Consider the following 24,236-nt stretch of genomic DNA (forward strand, 5'->3'; position numbering starts at 1 on the left):
CGGTATCATTTATGATTGTATAAAAACATACAACTGAAAATTGTTGGCATATTTCGCCAACTCAAAGCCGACGCGGGGGCGTGGATGGCGGCGAGTATTATTCTATTTTCACGAAGCCAGGGTGACCTGACCGTCGAGGGCCTTGCCCCCAACGACCCGTTCACCATCGAGGAAATCTCGATCAGGGCGCAGGCGGCCACCGGCAAGATCAGGCTCCAGGATGCGGTCAAGATTCCGACGTACATCGCCGACGGAGGTACGCGCGAATCCTATTTCGTCGCCAACGGGAAACTCAAGAGCTGGGGTGAGATCCAGGCCGAGATCAAGAAGCTGAGGGATGATGGGAAGTTTGCTGCGGCCGTTCTGATCGAGACCGCGCGCGGCGAACTGATCGCCCAGCTGTCTAAGCCGGTAGACCTTGCTGTGGGTGGCAGTGCTTTCCTTGGCGTTAGCACGCTGCCGTTTTCTGCTGTTGCGGCTATCGAGGCCCGCATCCACCTCGATCTCGTCGCGCTCGATTCCGGGCCGATCGACGCCCCGTTCCTGACGGCGGCGCTTGGGGGAAGCGGTCAGATATCGACGGTCGCCGGCTCGGCGAATGCGGAAATCCGTTTCGAGTTCACGGTGTCGCGCGAAAACGTCGACGACGCTATCAAGATGCTGCCGTCGATATCGATGCCTCCGTTGCCGAATTTCCCTGCACTGGATCTGCATTGGCCGAAGATCAAATGGCCACAATTGGATTGGCCGTCGCTCGATCTCAGCGGATTGGCAAAACTGCTGCGGTTCGATCTGCCGATTCCGAGGTCGCCGGTGCGGCTCGACTGGACGGATCCGGCGACCGGAAAATCCAAGCTGAGTCTGAAATTCAATGTCGATGCCCAGAGGCGGCTTTCCATCGGCACCGCAGCGCCCTGCGATGGCAAGCTGATCTACGACGATGGCAGCAGGCCGCCACCGGCGATCGCTGACATCAACGGCTTTTCGTTCGCGCTGACGATCGGCGGTAATCTCGCTGTCGCGGGCATCGTCACGCCGCATGCAGTATCTCCCAATCTTCCGGCCACCGTAATCGATCAGCCGGAGCTGCTGCCGTTCAAGATCGAACTCCCGGCGTCGACGCTCACCATTCAGGCGCCCACAATCAATTTGTCGCAGGTGCAGGCTACTGCCCTCGGCATTACCGCGACGCTCGAGCTCAAGCGGATCGTCATTCGCGCCAAGAACGATCCTGCGCTTTTCATTGCATTGCACGCGGTCTACACGCAAACTGTCGAAGCCAGCGGCAGGACGTCGGGACAATTGACGACGCTCGAAATCATCGAGCCGTATCCCGTCAGGCTGATCACGGTAGCGGCGCAGAAGGCGGAGGATCTCGCCAAGCAATTGCTGCGGTTCGCTTCCGGAATCCGCATGCCGGACGGCAGCTTTCCAGACCTCTCCGACCTCGGCAAGGTGCTGGATCGCATTGCCGACATGGTGGCCGCGGCGGTGCGCTGGCTTACGCAGCAGGGCGGCTCGATACGCAATCCGCTGCTCGGCGTCGCCGAGGCGGTCGGCGAGGTTCTCGCCAGACTTGTCCACATGCTGCGCGACGCGATCAAAAAGATCGGCACCGGGCCCGGGATAGCGCCGCCGCACTTGATGATCGAAGTGCGGCTTGACGCGCGAACCTACGCGTTGCGGCAGATCATCATCACGCCGGCATGGGGCAGCACACCCACTACCGATAGCTTTTCCGGGGAAGGGCTTGGTCTCAGCCTCGATATCAAAGTGCCGTTTGTCTGGCAGCCACTCGTCGTCATCGATCTTGATGGACCGCCTTCGGTTGCGCTGCTGATAGCGCCGCCGCCCGCTGCGCCAGGCGCGGGGCCGTCGGCTACGATCGGGACGGACCTGTGGTTGGGACACGACTCCGGAATGGAGGCCGTTCGCGATACCGATCTCAAGGGTAAAAGAGATGCCAAGCGGCTGATCCAGGCCGACATTAAGTTCACGAACGTCAATGCGATCGCACTCGTCCGGCTGGTCGATGGAGCGGTGCATTTCATGCAGGCCTGCGACGCGCAGGTGAGCGCGACGCCGATCACGCTGACGCCGGGAACTGGTTTGCCGCCGAACCTGACAGTGGCAACCATTTCAGGCGACATCACCTACAAGGGTGCGCTGAACTGGCAGAACGTCGATGCCACCGTGTCAGCGCAGACGGACAGGCTGCTGCCGTTCCTGCAGTCCTCGCAAAGCACCGATTCCGGGGCGTTGGGTGTCCTGAACTCGATCGGGCAGTACATCAAGGTTTCGGCGCCAAGCAGCGTCAAGCCGTCGGCTGATGGCAAATGCGACCTCCCGGTCAAGGTCTCGCTCAAGATCAACGATGCGAACGTCGACTTCGACCTGCACGTCAACATCGACCTCAAGGTTTTCAGCGTAAAGCTGTCGGGGGCCGACAAGATCGCGATCCTCGGCGATTCAAGCCATACGGACTTCAGCCTGCTCGGGCTGACGGGCAACATCGTTCCCAAGGCTGGCGGCAATTGGCCCGCCGGCAAGGTCCCGTTTTTCAAACTGGATTTTTCGAGCGGCGACGCGCGCCTGTCGCTGGCGCCCGAAGCGCGGCTGGATCTCGCCTACGGCAAGGTTGCGAGTGGTGGCCGGGGTATCGTGTTTCATGTCGAAGAGCTCGATATCTCACGCAGCGGGCTCGATCTCGATGCCAAGGTCGATCGCGATACGCCGGTACAGCTCGCGGGCGTCGATATGCCGTTCAGGTTCGACAGTGGCGGCCTGTCGATCAAACACGGACAGATTCAGGCCTTCTCGATCAAGGGATCGGGCCAGTTGCCGCCCGAACTAGTCGGCGAAGCCAACGCGACGATCTCGATCTCGATGGGACGCGGGAGCGATGGTTCGCTGATCGTGCAGAGTGCGGAAGCCAAGCTCGACAAGGCCGGCGATCCGATCGTCTGTCATGCGACCCGTTTCGTTCTGACCATTTCTGCGCTCGGTTTCGAATTCCAGAACTTTGCGCGCGAGGGCGGCGGTTATCAGTTCTATTTCACTTTGACCGGAACCGCCGAGTTCCGCCCGGGTGAGGGCGAGTTCACCGACGGTCTTCTGAAGTATCTTGGCAGCGTCACCATCGTGCTCGACAAGGCGCCGCTTGCGCGCGATTCCTCGATGCTGCTGCGCGCCATCAGCTTCCAGGTCGCGGTGGTCCCGCCGAAGCAGGTCAACTTTTTCAACCTGTTCAGCTTCGAGCTGCGCGGCATCGGCTTTCACCCGTCCTCGCCCGCGTTCGGAGGCAAGCCCGCATTGTCGATTTCCGGCCAGGTCAACTTCGTCGAATCCGGCGACATCGTCAGCCCGAGATTCGATTTTCACGAGTTGTGGATCGCGCCGCCGAAGCAGGGACAGTCCTTGCCGCAGATCCGCTTCGACGGACTTACGCTCGGCATCCGGTTCGGCGGAGCGGCGTCGATCGAAGGCACTGCAATCGCGGTGGACGGTTCGCTGCCGAGCCTCTATGCGCCCGGCGCATTGCCGACGGACGTTACCGTCAATGGATTCCTCGCCTCCGGCAAGCTTTCGATCAAGGGCTGGGGAGCCATGGCCGCGGCCATGGGCTTCCTCGAGCTCCGAAAGGACGGCGGCGACCTGCGGCGCGCCTTCTTCCTGTACGCCGAGGCCGACGATCTTTCGATCGAAATCCCGACCCCGATCGGACCGATCTATTTGCGCGAAGTCGGTTTCGGCTTCGGCTACCGCTTTACGATCGCCGCGTTCAACCGCGCGGACAAGGTGACCAGCGTCAAGGATCTGATCAAGGTTCTCGACGACATCTCGAAATACCAGGGCAATCTGGCATCGATCAAATCGTGGGAGCCGGAAGCGGAAGGCAACCGCGTGACGCTGGCCTTGCGCGGCCTGATCACGATCGAGAGCGCGTCAGAGGAGACCGAATACAACGCCGATGGCGAGAAGGAGCTTCCGAACCCGATCCTGTTCGACATCGTCGTCGCGCTGCGCAGCGACTTCACGTTCTTCCTGAACGCGCGGGTCTGGATCGCGCGCAACTACGCCGACTGGCACGATTCCAGCGCCAATGATTTCTGGCGCAACAATCCGACGCTGCGGGGCTACGTCTATCTTTCGGTACCGCGCAAGGAGTTCCTCGGACGGCTGATCGCCGACGGGACCGGCGATGTCGACGGCAAGCATCCGCAGCTGCCGGCGCCGCTGGTCAAGGCGATGAAGGGCATTCGATGGTCGGCGACGACCTACATCCGGCCCGGTCTGTTTCACCAGGAGTTCGGCTGGCCGTACGAGCTGGGCTTCACGTTCGAGGAGAAGCTGGGCGGCGGCAGCTTCCAGATCGTCTGTTCGGGCGGCATGATCAACCGCATCGAGGACGGCGCGATGCTGTGGGGCATCGCCTTCCGCGCCAAGGGCTATGCGCAGTTCGGCGGCCAGATCGGTGGCCGGTCGTTCGGCGCTTCGGCGTTCGCACGCGCCGATTTCTCGATCGATGCGAAATTCCTTGCCTATATTTCGGTGAAGCGATTCAGCGACACGCTGTTCTACGGCTCGATCTCGTTCGACGTTTCGATCGGGCTGCAGGTTCGCATCTGGCTCGAATTCAGCGTCGGCTTCACCGACATCCATCTCGAAGTCGGATTCTCGGTCTCGTTGACGATCTCGATCGCGCTGGAGGCCGCGGCCACGCCGAACAGCATTTCGGCCCGCGGTTCGGCGTCGGTCGCCGTCGGCGCCTTCGGCCGTCATATCCGGCTGGGCGTCGCCTTCGCCGTCAATCCGGGGCGGCTTGACGAGGCACGCGCGCGCGTCGAGCGCTTCATGCAGCTCGGGCTCACGTCTTCGATGCCGGATGCCGAACAGGCGATTGCGCCGCCGGCTCCCGAACTGCCGCGCGGACCGCGCGCAGGCAGCGCCGATCAGGCCGTCGACACGGGGCTCGACAAGCATGACGCGCTCAACGCCAATGATCCGCCGACCCCGACGGTGCCCGGAAAGCCGCTGCCGGTTCCAGAAGGGCGCCCGCTGCAGCCGACCGCGTATTGGGCCATGCTGTTCCCGGTGGCCGGCAATCAGCCGGGTGCGGAAGAAGAATTCGTGATGATCTTCGTCCCGCGCGATCACACCGAGACCGGGCTGACGAGCAGGGAACTGCCGCAGGACAGGGATGGCGAGGCTTTCAGCAGCTTCTACCCGCCGCCGCTTCAACTCGATTCGTCGGTCGACAAGAATCCGGCGGCGTTCAGCCTGGTGGCGCGTGCCGGCGGCGCCCTGCCGGCGACGTTCAAGTTCAACAGGCTCGATCCGACGTCGGGTGTGCAGCCCGTCGCCCTCGGCGACATGGTGAAGTACAATACGGATTGGACGGTTGCCGTCTCGGGGGCGAATACGATGGACCTCGGCACGTTCCTGTCCCAGTGCTTCATCCGGAAGCCGAGCACGACCTCGCCGCCGCCGAAGGTCCCCGGTCTCGCCGACCTTGCCGAGCCGCTGGACACGCACATCAAGGCCGATCCGGAACGGCTTCCGAGCGCGCGCGAAGCCGCCGCTCAGGTCCTGACCGATGCCGGCCGCGATCAAATGGCGCTTGGTCTCGAGCTTCGCGCCGCCAACGACATTGAGGAGCGGCGTTCAGCGGCGATCGCATCGCTGTGCGAGTCCGCGGCGAAACTTGCGGCAGGGGGCCATAATTCCTGGCAGGCGGCCCCCGCCGCGACGGGTTTCGACATTCGCACGCTCGGCGCGGCCTTCGTCGTGAAGAAGACTGAACTCGACGACTTGTTCGAGCCGGGTTCGCCAAACGGCCCGCCGCGCCCCGGAAGGTTCGATATCGCGGCCGCGGTCACCTCGATCCCGAGGCTTCCGGGCAACGTCCATCTGTTCAATTCGCCGGAGCGGATGTTCCGCGAGCGCGGGCCGCGGCTGGCGGAGCCGGTGGTTGAAGCGACGCCCAACGGCATTCGGCTCGACTGGGATCTCGAGCCGCCGTTCGGCGTTTCGAGGGGCGTCTGGTTCGATCCCGAATTCGACCTGAAGCACTATCGCATCGAGCGGATCGTCACCAAGCTGGACGGCTTGACCAGCCTGTCGAAGCCGATGCGCACCACGACCAAGGCTGCCGCGCCGATGCGGTTGGTGCGCGATCCCGTCAGCGGAAACTTCGTGTGGCGTTTCCTGCGGCCCAACGCCCAGTTCGTCGACGACCTTTCCGATCTCCCCGACGCGATGCGGCGGGCGATCCTTCCGCCGACAATCGTGGCCGACACGGCGCCGACAGTGCCGGCCTCGCTCAACTCGATCGCCGGTCCGCCCTATGTACTTCGCTATACCGTGGTGCCGGTCGATACCGCCGGGACCGACGGCGCTCCGACGCCGCTGGTTCTGCAGACCCGGCCCGTCAAGCAGCCGCGAAAGGGCGTCAAACGCGCGGTCCTGCATTTCGAATACCGCGCCAATTCGGCGGACGCGGTCATGGTCGATGTCACGTCGCCGTCCTTCAAGCCGACATTCACGCTCGGGATCGATGACGGCTCCGACGATCTCGCGAAGCGCGACGTTCTCAGGGATAACCGTCGTTACCTCTTGCGCGTGCGTGTCGAGCAGACGGTTCCGACCGGGCTCTATGGATCCGACGCCGTCAGCGACGCAAAGGCGCGACCGTCGGCTGGCGATTTCGCTATTCGCCGGCCTGGCGATCCCGACGATTTCGTCATCATGCTGACCAAAGGCACGATCACGCCGCCGGGCGGAAAGCCAACGCCGCTCCAGCAACCCAATTTCGACGACCCGATGCTGGTGAACCGGGCGCCCCAAGTCGGCTACTCGATCGATGACATGCAGCGATTCCTGCGAGTGATCGGTGCCGACAGGCCTCCTCAAGACCGGCTCGACAACGGCCCGATCGGCGTTCGCTTTGCCATTCAGCCAGCACACTCGACAGACCCGGTACAAGCGGCGGGTGAGGATGAGCCGCCGTGGTGTCCGATGGACAGTTCGATCCTGATCGATATCATCGGTTCGAAAGACAAGCTGCCTGCCGTAGCTTCGCCGGTCGAAGTGTTCGAACATCCGGTAAGGATCGATGCAGCGCCATTGTTGTCGGAAGACATCGACGGCGACGCTGGCCGTATCGTCGTGCTGCACCCGGCGGTGAAAGCTGACGCGACGCTCGCGCCGGCCACTCTGAGACAGCTTCTCGACCCCGCGGCCAAAGACACCCTGCAGCGTTTGCGAGACGCCGCGCGCAGGGTCGGTACGCGCGTGCAGTGGAATGCGCGACCGGCAGCAATCGAGCCGGAATTGGCTGACCGCAGCGCGAGACGAAATGCGTCGTATTTCGGCGGCTACGATATTTTCGAACTCGACGCCGCCGGCGAGGCGGAGGGTGCGACCAGTGCGCCGACGGCATTGGCGCTGCAGTATCCGTTCAGCAAGTCGGTCGTGGACGCCAATCCCGGCAACGCGTTGCGCTACAACGACAAGGTCGATCCGGAGGACGAGACCGTCGGCGCCATCTATGTCGGCGGCGACCAGATGCTCGAACTGGACGCGCTGAACGCGTCCGGCGTGGGTGCAAACGCCCAGATACGGCTGATTGCGGCGGACGATCCGACCAAGGCGCTGACCCTGGATCTGAAGGTCTACGTTCGCGCCCGCGGCTATCGCAAGCTGCTGGTCAAGCACGGCGGCGGCGCCATTCCGTTCGTCGACGGCAAAAAGGTCATCCTGTTCCTGACCTGCGACCCGCCGGCCAAGCCAGTGGCGCGGGTTCAGGCGCTCCCCGCGTCCCTGGCGCAACTCGATCCGGCGGAAATCGTCGATTTCGCCAAGCTCGAGGCGCACTATCCGAGCGAGACGCTGCGGCTGATCGCGCCGAGCGGCGGACGGCAAAGCGGCTGGTATTCGCCGGCCGAGTCGTTCCTGGTCTGGCCGAAGCGCACCCTGCGCCGTTCGCTGTCGATCAATGTCGACGAGCCAATCCTGACCGAAATGCTGTCGAGCGGCCGGCCCGAAACGATCTGCGTACAACTGAAGATTACCGACAAGCTCAGCGGCATGGTTCTGCGTCGAAGGGATCGGTTCGGGGAAGCAGGCTATGACGAAGTGCTTGGATCCGGCCTGAAGGCGCCGAGCGGAGGAAAATGGACCGCGGGCGCATTGCGCGAGTTTCTGCAGAGCCTGGAATGGGATTCCCGCACCGTCGATGTGCAGGCGGCGTTTGCCGAGAATCCGGATCAATTCCGCAAGGCGACCATCACGCTCAGCGCGCTGAAGCCGTCCGGCACCGCGGGCGCGCCCGACATCGTGTTGGCCAGCGCGCAGTGGGGCATCGATCTCGATCCGCCGCTTCATCCTCTGCTCGCCGACGTCATCGACTTCGCCAGATATGCGGAAGCGCCCGCGGGCGCAGAACAATACCCATCGGTGGTGCTCGAATCCTCCGAGGCAAAGCGGCTGGCGGCGTGGCTTGCCGATGCCGGCACCGTCTTCGGAACGTCGGTCGCGTTTTCGATCAACGGCTGGACCGCATCGGCCCAACCCGTGCTCGGATTCCAGCTTGGCGCGGACTTTGATTTCTCGACGGCCAGCTTCGCGATTGAAAGGGTCGACAAGAAGGGGGGCGTCGCAACTCATGACGAGATCGCCGCGCAGATCGCCGCCGCTGCGGGGCGGCTGGCGGTGAAGCTCGACGGCGGCCAGCTTGCGGCATTGAAGCCGAACGACGCCCCCATCGCCGCGAACCTGGTCGTCGATCTCGGCGTTGCACAGAACCCGGCTCATCCCGTTCCAGCGCCGTTCAAGATCAGCGTGACGGCGCTAAAGCGGCCGAAATACCGCCGCTACGAGCCGGTGCTGGAACAGCTTCCGAAGGTCAACGCCAAGGACGTCCTGGGCTGGTTCGACGAGACGCCGGTGCAGCGCGATCCCTATGGCTGGAGCATCCTGCGCACGCTCGGCCTCGCTGCCGGCATCAAGCTGTACGACACCGAGAAGCGCGACTACATGACGCCGGCAGACACCTTGAAGCAACTGCAGGCAGCGTTCACGGAAATCTTGCCCCGATACCGCCACGACGACATCGGCTCTCCCTTTGTCGACGTCATAACCCACGCCGGCGGCACGCTGTCGCTAGCCTCGTTCGACGGCGGCATCAGCGGCGTCGGTGCGAACGAGGCGGCCGCACTGCTCGCTGGCCCGGCGCTGTCGCTGGCGCAGATATCGTTGCGTCCGACCGTCGACCGGTTTGCCCAAACCTGGGCCGATGCCGGCACGGAAACGGAAGGCTGGACGCTGAAGTCGATCGACAAGGTAGCGGCGTATTTCGCGATCCAGGCAAAACCCGGCGCGAAGGTCACGCTCGATCTCGACAAGCTCACGGGCGCCTCGCACCTGATCGCGGTCGCCGAGGTCATCGATCTCACCACCGGATTGGCGAAACCTCCGATCGTTACCCTTGCTGCGAAGAGCTTCGACCCGACGCTCAAGGATTTGCGTGACGCGATGCTCGACGGTACGGGCGAGCAGACGACGCTCGAGATCACGGCCAGGGGCCCGGGCGCCGGCGATCCCGTCACCGTCGCGATCGCGCGGGTTATCGTGAGCTCGGGCGATGCAGCGACGCTGTTTGGTCCCGACGGATCGGTGCCGTGGGCTGCCAATGCACAGGTCAAGCAGATCAACCGCCCGGTCGATTTCACCTCGACCCACGCCAGCGCGTTCGGCCGCTTTCCCGATCTGACCGCGCCACGGTTCAAGGCGCTGACCGGGGCGAATGGCCATCCCTCGTTGCACGAGGCCATTGCAAGTCTCAAGAGCTATACGCGCAAGCGCCTGCCGGAAGGCTGGCCGGGCGCGGCGGACGAGCCGACCTTGGTGGCGCGTATCCCGGATTGGACGCGGCGCTTCTTCGACCACGGGCCGCCGACACCGCCGAACCTGTCCGACGCTCCGCTATTTGCGATCGCCGAGGTCACACGGCCGGATCCGTGGCGGGTCGGTGTGGCCGCCGACGGCACGATGCAGGTAACGTTCTTGCACGACGATCGAAAGCGCCGTCTCAAGCGCTACGCGATCAAGCCGTTCGGCCGCTATGACGGCTTCGTCGATGCGCTGTTGCACGCCAGCGATCCCAATGCGATTCCGGCGCCGCCACGGCTCGGAGGCGCCTGGAGCGATCCGATCGCCAACGATCCGGATTTGCAGCGAACGTTCGAGGACAACTGGAGCCGCCGGTTCTTCGACGTCGTGATCCCCCGGACCGAGCCGCTGGCCCCTCCGGTTCTGGTGGATGCGAAGCGCATCGAGATATTGCCGCCGGCGCCCGCTGCAGGCCAGGCACGAGCTCCATCGCGCAAGGCCCTCGAGTTCCTGTTCGCCCGGCATGCGGAAGAGATTCTCTCCGAAGCCAACGTGACCGTTGAAGGTGCGTTGTCGTTCGAGACGGTTTCGTTCGGGTTCTGGCGCGAGTTTCCGATGCAGACCTGGGCGAACGATATTCAGCCAGGCATCTCGACCACCCAGGGCTTCGGCGACTGGAATAACCGGCCGGCGGTTCCTAAACTCATCGAGAGCGCCGACGCCTTTGGCGGTCTCGCACGCGACGACAAGGGCAGCGCCGGACGCTATCCAGACGGTTGGCGCGGCGCGCTCGCGTTGCGTACGGAGGCGCTTCCATTTTTCTTCCGTACCCATGTCGCGGCGTTCGCTTCGGCCGGCGTCGTGGTGTCGGATCCCGTCGTCGCGACGATCGAGGAGGGGCATTACGAGCTCGCTCTGCCTTGGCAGAAGGGAGGCGCCGACGATATCGAAGTACCGACACCGGCGCCGACCTGGTCGGTGAGCCGACAGAAGACTCCGCTTCCTCTTGGCCTCTGGGTCACGATTGAGCTTCCGTTGGTTCGGCTGTTCGATTCAATGCCGCAGGACTCGCGAAAGGCATGGCTCCGGGGGCGTGCCATTCCGGACGTATTCATGCTGCCCGACCCCGTGGTTCGATATGAAATCGCAGTCGTCGCCGCCGATGATGCCGGCATGTCGTCGGCGTCGGCGGAACTCGACATCATGGGACAGCAACGTGCCGCGACGCCGGGCAGCCCACCATCCTCCTTCGGGATGAATCTGGTCGGTCCGCTGTTCGACCCGAAAGGTGCTGTGGCTCCGCATTTGCAGCGGATGGCAAATACGGCAACCTGGAACCTGTATCCGAAGGTGCTCGCTTTTGAGGGCGCCGCGTTGTCCACGGACTTTGCTCCCTCGATCAAGGCTGCGGAGCACCCGTCCGGCCCCGCGAGCGACGCCTTGCAACTGTTCGAGATCAGGCCGACGGAATTCGTCGCCTTTTCCAGCATTGCACCGACGACGACGGTTCAATTCACCGTGGTGCCGCCTGCCGCCCCCGCGGGTTGGCCGGCGTTCAAAACCGGGGTGACGGCATGGCGCGCGCTCTACGCGCCGTACATCGCGATGAGCATCGGCGCAAAGGGGATCACGGACTTCCTCGATCAGTGGATCAATGCGAATCCGGCCGCTCCGCCATCGATCAAGATGTTCAGCACGGACGCATTCATTGCAGGCCTGCCGCGCTTGACCAGTCCATCGCCTGACGTTGTGTTCAAGCAGACCTCCCTGCAATGGCTGTGGCCAACTGCGCCGGCCGCAGGCGTCGACCAGCGAGCAGCGATACGCGCAGTCGTCCCGGTCACCGCTGCCAATTACAGCGCAGCGGAGTTCGCGGCAGGGGTCGCCAACCCCATCATCGCCGAAATGCGCCGCGTTCTCGCAACCGGCAAGGAGATCGACAGCCGCTTCATGGATTACCCCTCCCTGACGGTTTCGCTGCCGGCCGGTGCGCTTGCCGACGACGCTGGGAAGTTGGGAGAAGCGTTGCAGTTGCCTGGATGCGCCGACGTGGTGATGTCGATCCCGATCGCGGTCAAGGTGGATCCGGGGCTTGCTGCAAGAGTCCAGGCGCTATTGAAGGCCATCGAAGCGGAAGACTTCACTGCGGTTGCGATCCAGGACCTCGGCGCGCTCGAGGATAGTACCGCCGAAAATGTCGAACTCCACCTGCCGTACGGCGTGTTCGCCAAGGCCGGAGTTCGATCAGCGCTTGACGCGCTTGATCCGGCCGCCTCCGGCAGCAAGAAGCCGTGGTCGCTGCTGTTGCGACAACCGCCCGAAGACGCGGATCGGTCCAGGATCATGAGTGCGATCGACGGCGTGGCAGGACTTGCCGACAGGGACGCGCTCAAGCGCTTCTTCGACCGGGCCATGACAGATCAGATATTCGGCGTCGGCCGGTTGCCGCGCGTGAAGGCCTATCGCGGCACGTCCGCACCACAGCAAGACCAGATTGCAAGGAAGGTCTGACCGATGGCCGATCCGATGACCGCATTTCGCAGGCTGCTAGTCGACGGCCCGGGTGTCGGCAGCAACGATCCGCTCTGGCAAGCGTCGCTGGACCTTGGTTACCAGACCGGCGCGCCGGCCAACGATCCAATGCTGCGCAGTGACTCGATCCGGGTCGTGCTGCAACGTGCTTCGACGCGGCAGGTGCATATTCATGGAAAGAAGGACGTCTTCTTCCAGGAACCGATGCTGCTCGCAACCGCGGCAACGACGGTAGACTTCCGCAACAATCCATCGAGCGCGCCCTTCGTCAAGATCGGCAAAGCCCAGTTCACGCCGTTCCCGCTGGCCGACGTGCACGCGACTGTGGCAGCGGTCCCCGCGCCGCGATACGCCGAGTTGCGGGTCGCGCCGAAGTCGGGCTGGCCGCCGACGGCCGACGGCTTCACCATGACGAACGGCGTGTTCGAACTCGGGGCGCCACGGTTGGCTGCCACCCGCGGGCACATCCATGTTGGCTGTGCGCGAGATGCCGAGCCGAAAGCCGGCGATCCCGCCGAAAAGCGCTATGCGTTGACGAGATTGCTGGCGATCGACTGGGCTCTCCCGGGCAATTACGTCAAGATCTTTGGCGGATTGTTTGTCGCCCGCCGCAAGACGAAAACACCAGTCCCAGGTCACGGCGCGGTTTCGGACGCCATCGCCTTCGATCTCACGCCGGAAGGCGTCGAGTTCGATGCGCTGGTCCCTGATCCCTTCGGCGCCAGCACGACTGATCAGATCGACGTCACAAAAGCACTGTCGCTGCGGTTTCGCCTCGTGGTCTTCGACAACGGTGACGGACTCTCCAGTCTGCAACTGGAATTGATCGGGCAGCATGTCTCGTCCGCGCCGGATGCGGTGGCGCCGTTCACCTATCTCAACACCAAACTCGCATCATTGACGCGCAATCTGGCGCAGCAGGGCTGCCTGCTGCTCCAGGCGGATACCGGCGACATTCCGCCATTGGCGTGGCCGCTGGTCGTTGGCAGCAATGCCGGGTCGCCGGTCTGGACCTGCGAGAACCCGCAAGGCATTCCGACAGCGAACCTCGTCCCCGCGGTCCGGTTGCTGGAGAACTCGGTGACCGCGCGTCTGCTGACGCGCCAGGATTTCGGCGGCGGCGAACCCGGTGTTGCCGAGCTCTCCCGCCACAAGACCATGTTGTCGGCACGCCGTCCTTCCGCTGGATTCGTCCTTACCATCCAGTCGCAGGCCAGGGACTGGACGCCGGGCACGACGGATCCGGCCTCTCCCGATGTGACCCTGACATGGAGTACGGAGACGGCGATCAATCCCGACAAGGTCGAGGTATCGACCTTCTCGGGAATCGTCGAAAGTGCGCCGCTGGTGGCGCGGCTGCAAAATGTCTGGGCGCAGTCGGGAGCGATCGCACCCGATGACCGTCCTCCCTATGTCTTCATCGCGCTGGAGCGGGGCTGGGTTCAGATGCCGTTGCCCCCGCTGTCGAGCGATCCGATCTCGCTGGTCGCCGCGGATTCGGCCTTTCGCGGATATCTGCGTCTTGCGATAGGAACCGGTAACATTGACGCGCCCACCGACGACCCGATGTCGCCGGGAATTGAAATCGTGGCCGCGCAGAACATCCTGGTCACGGTGACCTGGGGCAAGCCGGATATCGCCGCACCGCGCACGATCGTTGCGGTCCTGAACGGCGCCGCCGGAACGCTCGACGGCGCATTGTGGTCAGGGGAGGCGAGCCCGTCGCCGACCGAGGTGCTGCCGCCTCTGGATGCCGGTCCGGCGGCGCTCGCCAGCGTTCCCATTTCTTTCGGCGTGAGCGGACCGGGCAGCTGGCCGGTAACGGTCGACGCGTTCGTCGAAAGCGGACCCGGCACGATCCGCTTCCCGCTGCCGCTGCTCGGATCGGCCACCAACCCCGTGCTGCTCTGGCAGCCGCATCCGACGCTTGCGCTGGTCTCGTCGATCTCGATGACGCGGACTGCCGAGAGCGCCTTGCGTCCCTCGGCGACACGCGAATTCGTTCCGTCTGAAGTCGTCGGCACTGCGGCCACGCCGTTGGTGCTGACCTTTGTTACTCCTGACGGCACGAAGCGGTTGCCGCGTGTCGACGTGGCGAAATTGCCGTCGCCGGCAACGGCCCATGGTGACGGCCGTTGGCGTTGGCCGTGGCCAAAGACGACGGGCGAGGGCCGCGATTCCTATCGATCGTCTCCGCTGGAGGCCGCCGGCGTGGCACTGGCGTCGTTGACGCTCCCAGGTATCGAGTTCACCGCGGCCACGGACGCCAATCTGCCGACAGCCGACAATCAGATGCGCGTCTCGCTTCGGTTCGATCTGCCGATCCTTGACGAGCTGTTCGCCAACGCCAAGGCGCCGGAGGCAACACCGCCGGCCACACCGCAACCAGTAACGGCGTCCAAAGGCAGCGACCTGCCGACCGCGCTCGATATGGCAGCGCTGTCCGCGGTGTGGTCCGAAAATGCGCGGCGCCTTGCGCGTGCGCGCACCGAGGCCGACCGGGTCGTGCTGCTTGAAAGAACCGTCGGCGCCGGCAAGTCCGTCGTCGACCTCTGGCATCCGTTGCCGGGCGTGACCGGTACTGTGGTTCGCGGCATCGCCGAACCCTATGTCTGGAAACCGGCGACGTTTTCCTTCAGCGCGTTGCCGATGATGCCGAACAACGTCGCATCTACGGATGTCAATCTTGGCTCCTATTGCCTGGGAGCGGGTGATGCATGGCAGTTCGGTCCCGACGCATTGGGTGGTCTGCCCGGCACGACGAGCTTCGAGATCAGCGGCGATGAACTGAAACTGGTACCGGCCACGTCGCCGCCAGGCGCGATCAGGGTCAACGGCTTTGCTGCGTCGTCGTTTCCGTCAGCCGATCCTGCCGCGCCGGCGGTCGCGCATCTTCAGGACGCACGCGGCCTGTCGCTTGCGAAAGCGCCGGACCTGATCGGCCAGCCCGAGCTGACGAGCAGGGCAGCCTTGCTCCGTGCTGCGCCGGACGACCAGAGCCTCATCCTTGCGACGCTGCGGCAACCTGCGCAGGTGAAGATCGGCAGCCGTGTATGCAGTTTCTGGTTCCGCGATTTGCCGCTCCAGCAGAACCCGGACAAGAAAACGCCGAATGTCAGCACGCTGATCTTCGATCAGTCGGGCGGTCTGGAAACCGGATTTGGACCGGACCCCACGGCGATCAATCGCAACCGGCTGGCCAGGACTCTTTACGAGTGGAGCTTTTTCGGTCCGCCGGAGCCGGGCGCCACGATACCGAAACCAAAGCCGCCGCGCGGCCGGTTCGAATTCGATCTCGCCGGTCCGTTGGCCGCCCTTCCGCTGCGGCTGCTTGACATCGGGTTTGCCGCGGATGGCCACTTGCAGGATCTCGCGATCCTGGTCTCGGTGCAGTACCGGTCGCCACCGTCGGACGGCCTGGACGTGGCGCCGTTTGCCGCGGAAGCCGTCTACGCCACCGGCAATCTCGTGAAGATGTCGTTCGAAACCGACACGGATCCGAACGTGCCGGCCGGCAGCCTCAGGCTGAAGGCCATGGAACGGGTCGAACTGAAGGATTCGTCCAATTCGACGGCGATGTCTGATCCCTTCGTCTCATCGAAGAAGCCGGTTTCGCTGGTTTCGGATATGACCGTGAATCACGGGCCCTCCGGCCACGGCACATTTCCGACCTCGCAGGCTCAACTCACTTTTGAGTTCAAGCCCGGCGTCAGCGGCAACGCGCCGGACATCGCGGCCGCGAACGTGCGCGTGCGCCTCTTCGGGCAGGATTGCAGCCTCGACACCACGGATGCGCATTTCACGGCGGATGGGTTGCAGGCAACGTTCACGGCGCCCTCCGGGCAGAACGGATTGCTCAATCTGAGGAAGATGCAGCTGATCTGGTCGCGCAACCCCGATGGCACGCCGGCATGCCCGCAATGGTATCTGAGCGAAGGCGAGCTCGGCATTCCGCTGCGCGATGAGACCGACAGCCCTGTCGCCGTCAAGCGTACTTTCGACAAGGACGGCAAAGTCCACTGGCTGGGGCTATCCTTCGCGAATGCCGGTGCGGCCGAAGTCGTCGATCACGATCTCGGCGTGATTACGATGCAGTTGCAAACGGAGGTCGGTCTGGCGGACGATCCGGCCCTGTTCCGCGGATTGCTGCTCCCGGACGGCGAGGTGCGCGGGGCCGTCTCGGTCGTCTTCAAGAAGAAATATGCCGCCGACGGAGCAAAATGGCCGAATTGGCTCGAGCCCGGTCTCGGCTCGGTGTTCGCGGAATTCGCCTTCGACGCAAAAGGCGGGGCGGACTTGCCGCAGCGGATCACCGCGATACGCCATCGCCACCGGAGTGCTCTCAATGAGGACAAGACGCCGAGCTGGCGCTCACGCCTCCTGATCGATGCGGCATTCGCCGCGCCGCAGCTCAATACCAGTTCGGTATCGTGGCCGGTCGGGCGGGTCGCCATTGCGATTCCGGCGGGCTCGGATCCCGCGACGCGTCCATTTTCCGATCCCGCCGATATTCGCTTCAACCCGGATGCTGGCGTTCCCGAGGACTGGAAGGCCAGACTGCAGGTCAACGGTACCGATGATCCGGCGCATCCGGCGCTCGTATTGTCGCACCATGTTACGCCGCGGATCTGCGCCCACGAACTGCCGACGGATTTGCTCTCGGTCGACGCCGCCGGTACCGTCATTCTCAATAGCCCGTGGCTTTTCCGAGCCGTGGTGGATCACGTCCTGCGACCTTCGTCCGGGAGGTGGCCGGGTCAGCCGGGCACGGCCGAGTTCAAGTGGACGTCGATCGACGAACTCGCATTGTTCGACATGATCCGGCTGGTCGAGAGCGCAAAGCTTGCTCCCGATCCCGACCGCGACCGCTATGCGTTTCTCGCAAGATACAAGGACAACGCCTCCGACCCGGACATCCGGATTGCCGGGGTCGCCCGCCGCGCGCTCGCCGACGCCGGCTTCCCGGTCGAATATGTCATGCAGGCCTTGAAGGCATCCACGCCAAAGCCGTCTCTGGTCCTGACCGGCGCCGCGGTGACCGAAGTGATCACGTCGGCCGCCAAGCCGGATCTCGGCGTTCCCCTGGTGCTGCAATGGATATTGCCGTGGGCGCCGCTGAAGAACGATGCCGACGGCAAGGTTGCGCTCGGCGTCTTGTCCAGTTGTCCGCAAACCGATGACAAGGTCCGCACCTACGACATCGCGCTGTACGATGCCGCGGCAGGCGCTGTGCGCCCGCTGGACGGCTCAGTGGTCACTTCGTTTGCCGCCCAGGACGGTACGCAGAGATTGATCGAAGCCCGGATGTCGGCGATCGTGGGAGGCGGTCGGGCCCGCACGATGGTCGCCGTCGATCAGGCTATCTTGCAGCCGACGGACGCCGGCGTAGCTCTTCTCAGCCGTCCATTGTTTCCGCGCACGCTGCTGGCCCTAAGTGCGGTTGCGAAGGCCTTTGGCGCACTGGCAAGCGCGCCGGGCGCGCCGTTTGCATCGAGGATCAGTTGCGTTACCGCGCGTGATGACGCGCCTGTCGACGGCACCGGGCTACGTCTGGCGAAGGAAGTCAGGTTTTCGGTCACCGCATGGGAGCCCGGGCAGAAGCCGGACGAGACGCCGGCGCCGGCCGTCTCCATGATCGTCGCTGACGACATGGCGATCCATACCGCGGAGCTGCCATCCTCGACGGCTCAAACGCTAGTCGATCCTTCCGACAACACCGTCGTTCTGGACGGCAAGCAGCGCGCCGACGCCGAGATTCGGGCGCTTGGATTGAGTGCCAGTCCGCGTGTGATCATCCTTGCGAGCGTGGACAGCAGCTATTTGACGATTCACGACACCGGCCAATCGTCGCAGGCCGTCACGACGGGGCTGCCGCACGTGTCCTGGCTAGTGACCAAGGGCGCGCAGCCCGCGCTCGCGGTCCGCAGGGCGCACACGCTGCGCAAGATGTTCGATACGATCTATGCATCGCCGGCGCTCGGTTGGCCATCAGCACCGCGGGCCGCTGAACTTGCCCTGGCTCACGCCGACCTCGGCGAGGAGGAGGTTCGTCGCAACGAGGAGGCCTGGGCAGGGCGCGTCCGATCGGCGGCCTGGCCGGCGATTGCCTGGGATCGTAGCGCCGTTCCCCCGACCGAGACATTCAAGGAGAAGACCACCGAGGGGGGTGTAGAAGCGATCCGGGACAGGACCATCGAGGGCGAGTATCGGCCCGAGGAGGCCGCCGAAGTTCGCAGCAGTGCCTTTATCGCTGCCGGACAGCGCGTTTCGCTGCGGCGGGTTGCCGCCAGGAATTTGCGCTCGGCGCCTGACCGGCTTTCGGTACTTGCGCCACCGCGCGCCCGCGCGCCCACGGTCGATGCCATGGCGGGAGCGTTCCGACAGGTGCGCAATCCGGTGCCATCGGACATGAACGAGGCCGCCGACCGGCCGGGCCTCGCGCCGATGCTTCCGGGGTCGATCGAAGCCACCGTGACGGGGCAACGGCCCGGTGTGTTGCTCACCCAGTTCGAGGGCTTGCTCCTGACTTCCTCGATGGTGCCGTTCGATCCAGAGTTCAACCGCTTCGGCCGTCCCGCCTGGCGTGCACCGCTCACAGTTCACCAGGTGCGCGCGCCCCGATCGTCGGCGCTGCCCGAGACTTCCGACCTGGCTATCCGGCGCAAGACCTATGTCGCGGCCGATGAAATCGACCACGACAATAATCTCAGGACGTTCAAGGTCGTGCTCGGACCGGCGCAAGTCGTCCGCTTCGATCACACCGGCGACGTCAACAGCCCGCACGCCGTGACGATCGCGGTGCAATCCCCCGATGGCGGCCGACTTGCCGCGGACTGGGACGGCAATATCCGACTGATGGTGACGGTGCCGAATGCCACTCCTTCCGCGGCAGTCGCGCTGACGCGGATCGGTCTGCTTCCATCGGCCGGCGGCGTCACAGAAGCTCCGCGGTGTGAGCTTGCCGTGGGCGATGTGCTGGTCGTCTTCACGACGTTGACATGGGGTTTCGACGGGGATCACAAGCCGGTAACCGACCCGAAGCGACTACCGGTCGTGCTTTCGGTGGAAGGAGCGCAAGGGGCTGCGGTTCGAACGGCAGTCGCGCAAGCCTTGAACAGCGCTTCGGCGGATACGCCGGTACGCTTGACGATCCGCGGAGCTACGCCAATGAACCCCCGCGATCACGATCCAACGCCGCAGCCGACCGGCAGTATTCCTCTCGACCCCGCAGCAGTCACCGATCTCCGTCCGGGGCCGCCGCACGTTCTGGTATTCAACCTGCCGCACATTCCGAGCCGGCAGCGCTGGCTTCCGGTGCGGACATTTACGATCGCGTTCGGCGATCCCGCCTATGACCGCGAGCTCGGTAGCCCCACCTCCAGCAACCAATACGCGATCGCAGACGTACCGCATTGGCTCGCGGTCGATCGCGCCGAATACGATCCGTCCGCGAAAATCTATCTCGCCTTCTGGAAACGGCCGAAGGGGATCGACAAGCCACCGGAGGATCCAATACCGGCGAACGGCTGGTCCCTGACCCTGCAGATCGTGCCACGTGACGGCAGTCCCGCGCGGCAACTCCAGATCGCGGCGACGCGACCCGTGGATCCGTCGCCCGCCAAGCCGAAGTATGGCATCATGGCACGCCAGCCCTACGCGGTCGCTCTTTCATCGTTGCGAGAACCATTCGATCCGAAAACACCGGCGGCCGACGTGCCGGTGCAATTCGTCGCCGGAGATCGCCTGCAGATCACGGTGAGTAACGACTCCGACGCAACCCAGATATTGACGCTCAATGTCGGAATCATCGCCGAACCGGTGCTGCCGCCGCCGGCTTCGACCTACGGACTTGCGACACTGCATAGTTTGAAGACCGCAGTGGGTGCCGGGTTGTTCGCGACCGCACCGCTTCCCCAGGCGATCGACTTCCCGGATCTGCTTGGTGATCTTTACGCCGGTCACGTCAGGCGTCGCGGAATTTTCCTGTGGCCCTTGGCGACCAACGATGCGCCCGAGGCCGGCAAGGAATTCTCGTATCTGGTGAAGGTCGACCGTACCGGGGGCGGTCAGCTGCCAGGACGGCGAGAGGACTTTCAAAAGTATGAGAATTGAGCGTTCCAAGCGAGTCCTATTATTCTGGCCCGGCAAATTTTAAGATTTGATACGGGGCATACCATACACCACTTTGTGGGGTCATCTTGGCAAGCATTGACGACGTCATCGCAAGTACAATGACATTGGAATCGAAAGCGGCTCAATGTCATCGACCGGCAGTTGCCCGCGACAGTCGAGATCGACGCCCCGGCTGGCTCTCATATGTAGTGAGGATCCGTTCGTCGACGGACTCATAAGGATGCGCAACGGCGTCAGTCGACAGACTGATAAGGCTTCATACCAAAGCTGATCAGTTGGTGTGAGACGTAGCGGCAGGGCCATTTTTTGGCTGCATGGCAGGAGGAAGATTGCATGACCGTATTGACAATTGAACTTCGCAATCCGGACGGCTCGGTTATGAATACCATCCGGTTTTCGGACGCCGATAAGAAATGGTACGATATAGATCCAGAAAACTCGCCGCTGAACACTACCCAAGGACGTGTCGACGACTCCGCATATGGTCAATTCCGATGTATGGATAGCGGTTCTGAGGTCCTTCGATTAGCTAACATTGATTGGAATATACCAGTCACCCGAAACGGCGACGCGTTTTGCTACGGCTGCAAGATTGGCTTCACACAAAACCCGCACTGGTACTGTACGGACGTCTCATAAATTTAGCCGTCACGGTCGCTGGGACTGCAGGCCGGCGATTCATTCCGGCTCGGACGACCTTGATTGCGGCGGCGCCGCTGCGTCGACCGATCGAGTGTCCGGACTGGTTTGAAGATCTTGTAGCCAGCCCTTGAGGATGACGCGGGCAGATCGTTCGCGCGATGCGGGTTCTCCACTCGTGTATCTCGTCGCGGTCGAGCATGCCGGCGGTAGGCAATTGCCTGCGGGCCGCGATGACTTTCAACCTTGGGAGCCGGTATGAATATCGGGCCCGGTTCAGACTGGCCTCGTCGTCCACCTATGCATCGGTAATCCTGAACATGGTGGCAAACCACTGCCTGATCTCCGCTCCCGTATCTTCGCAGCATTTGTTCGTCGTATGGGCCCAGACCTTGGCAGGTTTGAGCGGGTCACGCAGATCGACCGGCTCGCAGACCATAAAGGCATGCGAAGGTCGCAGGAGGTTGCTGAGAAATCCGATGTCTCCAATGATCGCGTCCACCATTCCCAACTCGCTTACGTTATCGCAATCCGCCGCCAATTTTTTCAGAGCAGGCACCAGTTCGGTATTCCGCATCGAGAGCTCCGCCGGGCATGTCGTATTGGCAGGATTATTGGGCTTGAGGGTGATTCCGCCGGCGTTCAGACAATGCGCGATGAAGTGGGCGCAATCCGTTTTTCCGGCTGGTCGTAGAAGGCGCCGCACGCGTTGTTTTTCTGGCCGCAGTAGTTCTTCGCGTAAGCAGGCAGCCGAGCTCGTCGACGGTCAGCAGCTTCGGCTTCGACAGCGCCAGCAGCTTCTCGTCCAGGCGCCGCTCGCTGTGCGCCTTGGCGGGCCCTTCGACCAGCGTCGTCGCCGTAGTGAACTGCACCGTGTAGCCGGCCAGGATCGCCTAGCCGAGCCATGCCTGCTGTTTGAATCGTGGAGACAGGTGAGCTTTGCGGACCAGGCGCAAATGTGCTGCCGGCCGCCATTCGGCGTCTTGCGACTGCAACCCACCTCTTGAAAGACCGGACCGTCGGAGGGCCGTGACGCCGCGTCTGATGCATAACATCCTGGTAAATCACGTGATTATTATGCATATGTGGCTATCTGAAACCGCTGGAACCCGCCCCGTGAACCCGGAAAGCACATTGAATATCGGTCCGCGTCTGCGGCGGGCCCGGCTGGCCAAGGGGATGCGGATGCGCGACCTGGCGCAGGTCGTCGGTTGCGATGAAAGCATGATCTCCAAGATCGAGGCCGGCAAAGTGATGCCGTCGCTGCCGATGCTGGACAAGATGGTCCACGCGCTCGACCGCGACATGGCCTCGTTCTTCGGCCTGAGGGTGGACGACTACAAGCTGGTGCAGAAACCTGAAGACCGGATGAAGGTGCCTGTCGATGCGCTGCGCGGCGGCAAGGGTGTGGTCTACGAGCGTCTGGTCCCAGTCGCTGCAGGGAATTTGCTCGAGGCGAACATTCACGTCGTGGCGCCTGGTGGCGAGAAGGTCGATCTCATTACCCACCAGGGCGAGGCGGTCGGCTATCTCGTGTCCGGAACGATCGAGCTCACCATCGACGACACCACATATCTGATGACCGCCGGCGACTCCTTCTTCTTCAAGGCCTATCTGACCAACAGCTATCGCAACGTCGGACCCGACGAGGCGCGCATCGTCTGGGTCAATACTCCGCAAGTTCACTAGAGGCCGGTTCGTCACGGGGCGGGGTGGGGCCTTGGATCTGCTCTGCGTCATTGCATGAATTTCATGCATGTGGCGAGAACGGATGCAGAGGGCTTTGGAACCTCTGCGTTCGCAACCTCACGGCAGAGCCGCGCGGAGGTCAAATCACAGCAGTTCCGCATATCCCTGCATTTCAAGGGCTCTGTGGCGATGATGGCATAGCGCTTGCTTAATCCTCGACATGACTGTGATGCATGCCGATTGCCCCCGGCTGCGTCCGACTGTCGATGGGGCCTCACCCGCTGAGGCGTCCGGCGCAAGCCGTCGCCGCAGCGAATGATGGCAGGCGAACCGCTGATGGCTTTCGTTTGGAAGCGACTGCTTGGCACCATCCCGAGCCTGGTGGGCGTCGTCGTTCTCACATTCTTCATTTCGCGCGCGCTGCCGGGAGATCCCGCCGCGTTCTTCGCCGGGCCTGCGGCGAATGCCGCGTCCATCGCCAGCATCCGTGCCACGCTGGGCCTCGATCGTCCGCTGCCGGTGCAGTTCGTGAGCTACATCGTCGACCTCGCGCACGGCAATCTCGGCCGGTCGCTGACGACCGGACAGCCGGTGCTGACCGATCTGCTCGAGCGGTTGCCCGCATCGCTGGAACTGTCGTCCTTCGCGCTGCTGTTTGCGATCGGCATCGCCATCCCGATGGGAGTCTGGGCAGCGACGCGTCTCGACGGCGGCGTCGATCATGCCTGTCGCGCGCTGGTCACCGTGAGCGCCGCGTTTCCGACCTTCTTCGTCGGCCTGCTGTTCGTCTACATCTTCTACTTCCTGCTCGGCTGGGCGCCGCAGCCGCTCGGCCGGCTCGACGAGATCGCCTTCTCGCCGCCGCCCCGCGTCACCGGGGCCTACACGATCGACGCCGTCATCGCCGGCGACTGGCCGGTGTTGCGGGCGGCCTTGGCGCAACTGATCCTGCCGGCGATCTCGCTCGGCCTGTTCGCGCTGGCGCCGATCGCGCGGATCACGCGGGCCGCGATGCTGGAGGCGTTGAGCAGCGATTTCATCCGCACGGCGCGCGCCAGCGGCCTGCCGGTGCGCAAGATCCTGATGGCCTACGCCTTCCGCAACGTGCTGCTGCCGGTCTCGAGCGTGCTCGGCATGGTGTTCTCCTTCCTGATCGGCTCCAACGTGCTGATCGAGCAGGTGTTCGGCTGGCAGGGCGTCGGTGCTTATGCGGTGGCAGCGGTCATTGCCTCCGACTACGCGGCAGTGCAGGGCTTCGTGCTGATGATGGCCGTGCTCTACGTGCTGCTCAATCTCGCGGTCGACGTGTTCGCGACGCTGGTCGATCCCCGCGTCAGGTTCGAGGGCTGAGC

General features: G+C 63.6%; 6 protein-coding genes. 4 read left to right on the forward strand and 2 right to left on the reverse strand.

The annotated features are described in order from the left end of the window. Window positions 1-15: 15 nt before the first annotated feature. Together ACQR10_RS29180 and ACQR10_RS29185 are read left to right on the forward strand one after the other, a co-directional pair. On the forward strand, window positions 16-12,402 hold the full coding sequence (locus ACQR10_RS29180; protein WP_316216382.1) for a hypothetical protein: 12,387 nt from the start codon (window positions 16-18) through the stop codon (window positions 12,400-12,402). A gap of 3 nt (window positions 12,403-12,405) precedes the next feature. Then, a complete protein-coding gene (locus ACQR10_RS29185) occupies window positions 12,406-20,535 on the forward strand; it encodes a hypothetical protein (RefSeq protein ID WP_316216383.1) in 8,130 nt (2,709 codons plus the stop codon). A gap of 958 nt (window positions 20,536-21,493) precedes the next feature. On the opposite strand, the gene ACQR10_RS29190 is transcribed toward ACQR10_RS29185, so the two are convergent. Further along, the gene (locus ACQR10_RS29190; RefSeq protein WP_316216384.1) at window positions 21,494-21,772 is read right to left on the reverse strand and encodes a hypothetical protein; all 279 of its coding nucleotides are present in this window, start codon (window positions 21,770-21,772) and stop codon (window positions 21,494-21,496) included. Between the two features lie 34 nt (window positions 21,773-21,806). Next, the gene (locus ACQR10_RS29195) at window positions 21,807-22,085 is read right to left on the reverse strand and encodes an ATP-binding protein (RefSeq protein WP_316216411.1); all 279 of its coding nucleotides are present in this window, start codon (window positions 22,083-22,085) and stop codon (window positions 21,807-21,809) included. A 139-nt stretch (window positions 22,086-22,224) separates the two neighbouring features. Between ACQR10_RS29195 and ACQR10_RS29200 the strand changes: the two genes are divergently transcribed. Together ACQR10_RS29200 and ACQR10_RS29205 are read left to right on the forward strand one after the other, a co-directional pair. Continuing rightward, on the forward strand, window positions 22,225-22,884 hold the full coding sequence (locus tag ACQR10_RS29200; protein WP_316216385.1) for a cupin domain-containing protein: 660 nt from the start codon (window positions 22,225-22,227) through the stop codon (window positions 22,882-22,884). A 333-nt stretch (window positions 22,885-23,217) separates the two neighbouring features. Further along, window positions 23,218-24,234 (forward strand): ABC transporter permease, encoded by a 1,017-nt coding sequence (locus tag ACQR10_RS29205; protein ID WP_316216412.1) that lies wholly within the window; start codon window positions 23,218-23,220, stop codon window positions 24,232-24,234. Window positions 24,235-24,236: the final 2 nt, after the last annotated feature.

Origin of the sequence: Bradyrhizobium sp. HKCCYLRH2060 (genome assembly GCF_051168135.1) — a bacterium.
Lineage (GTDB): Bacteria > Pseudomonadota > Alphaproteobacteria > Rhizobiales > Xanthobacteraceae > Bradyrhizobium.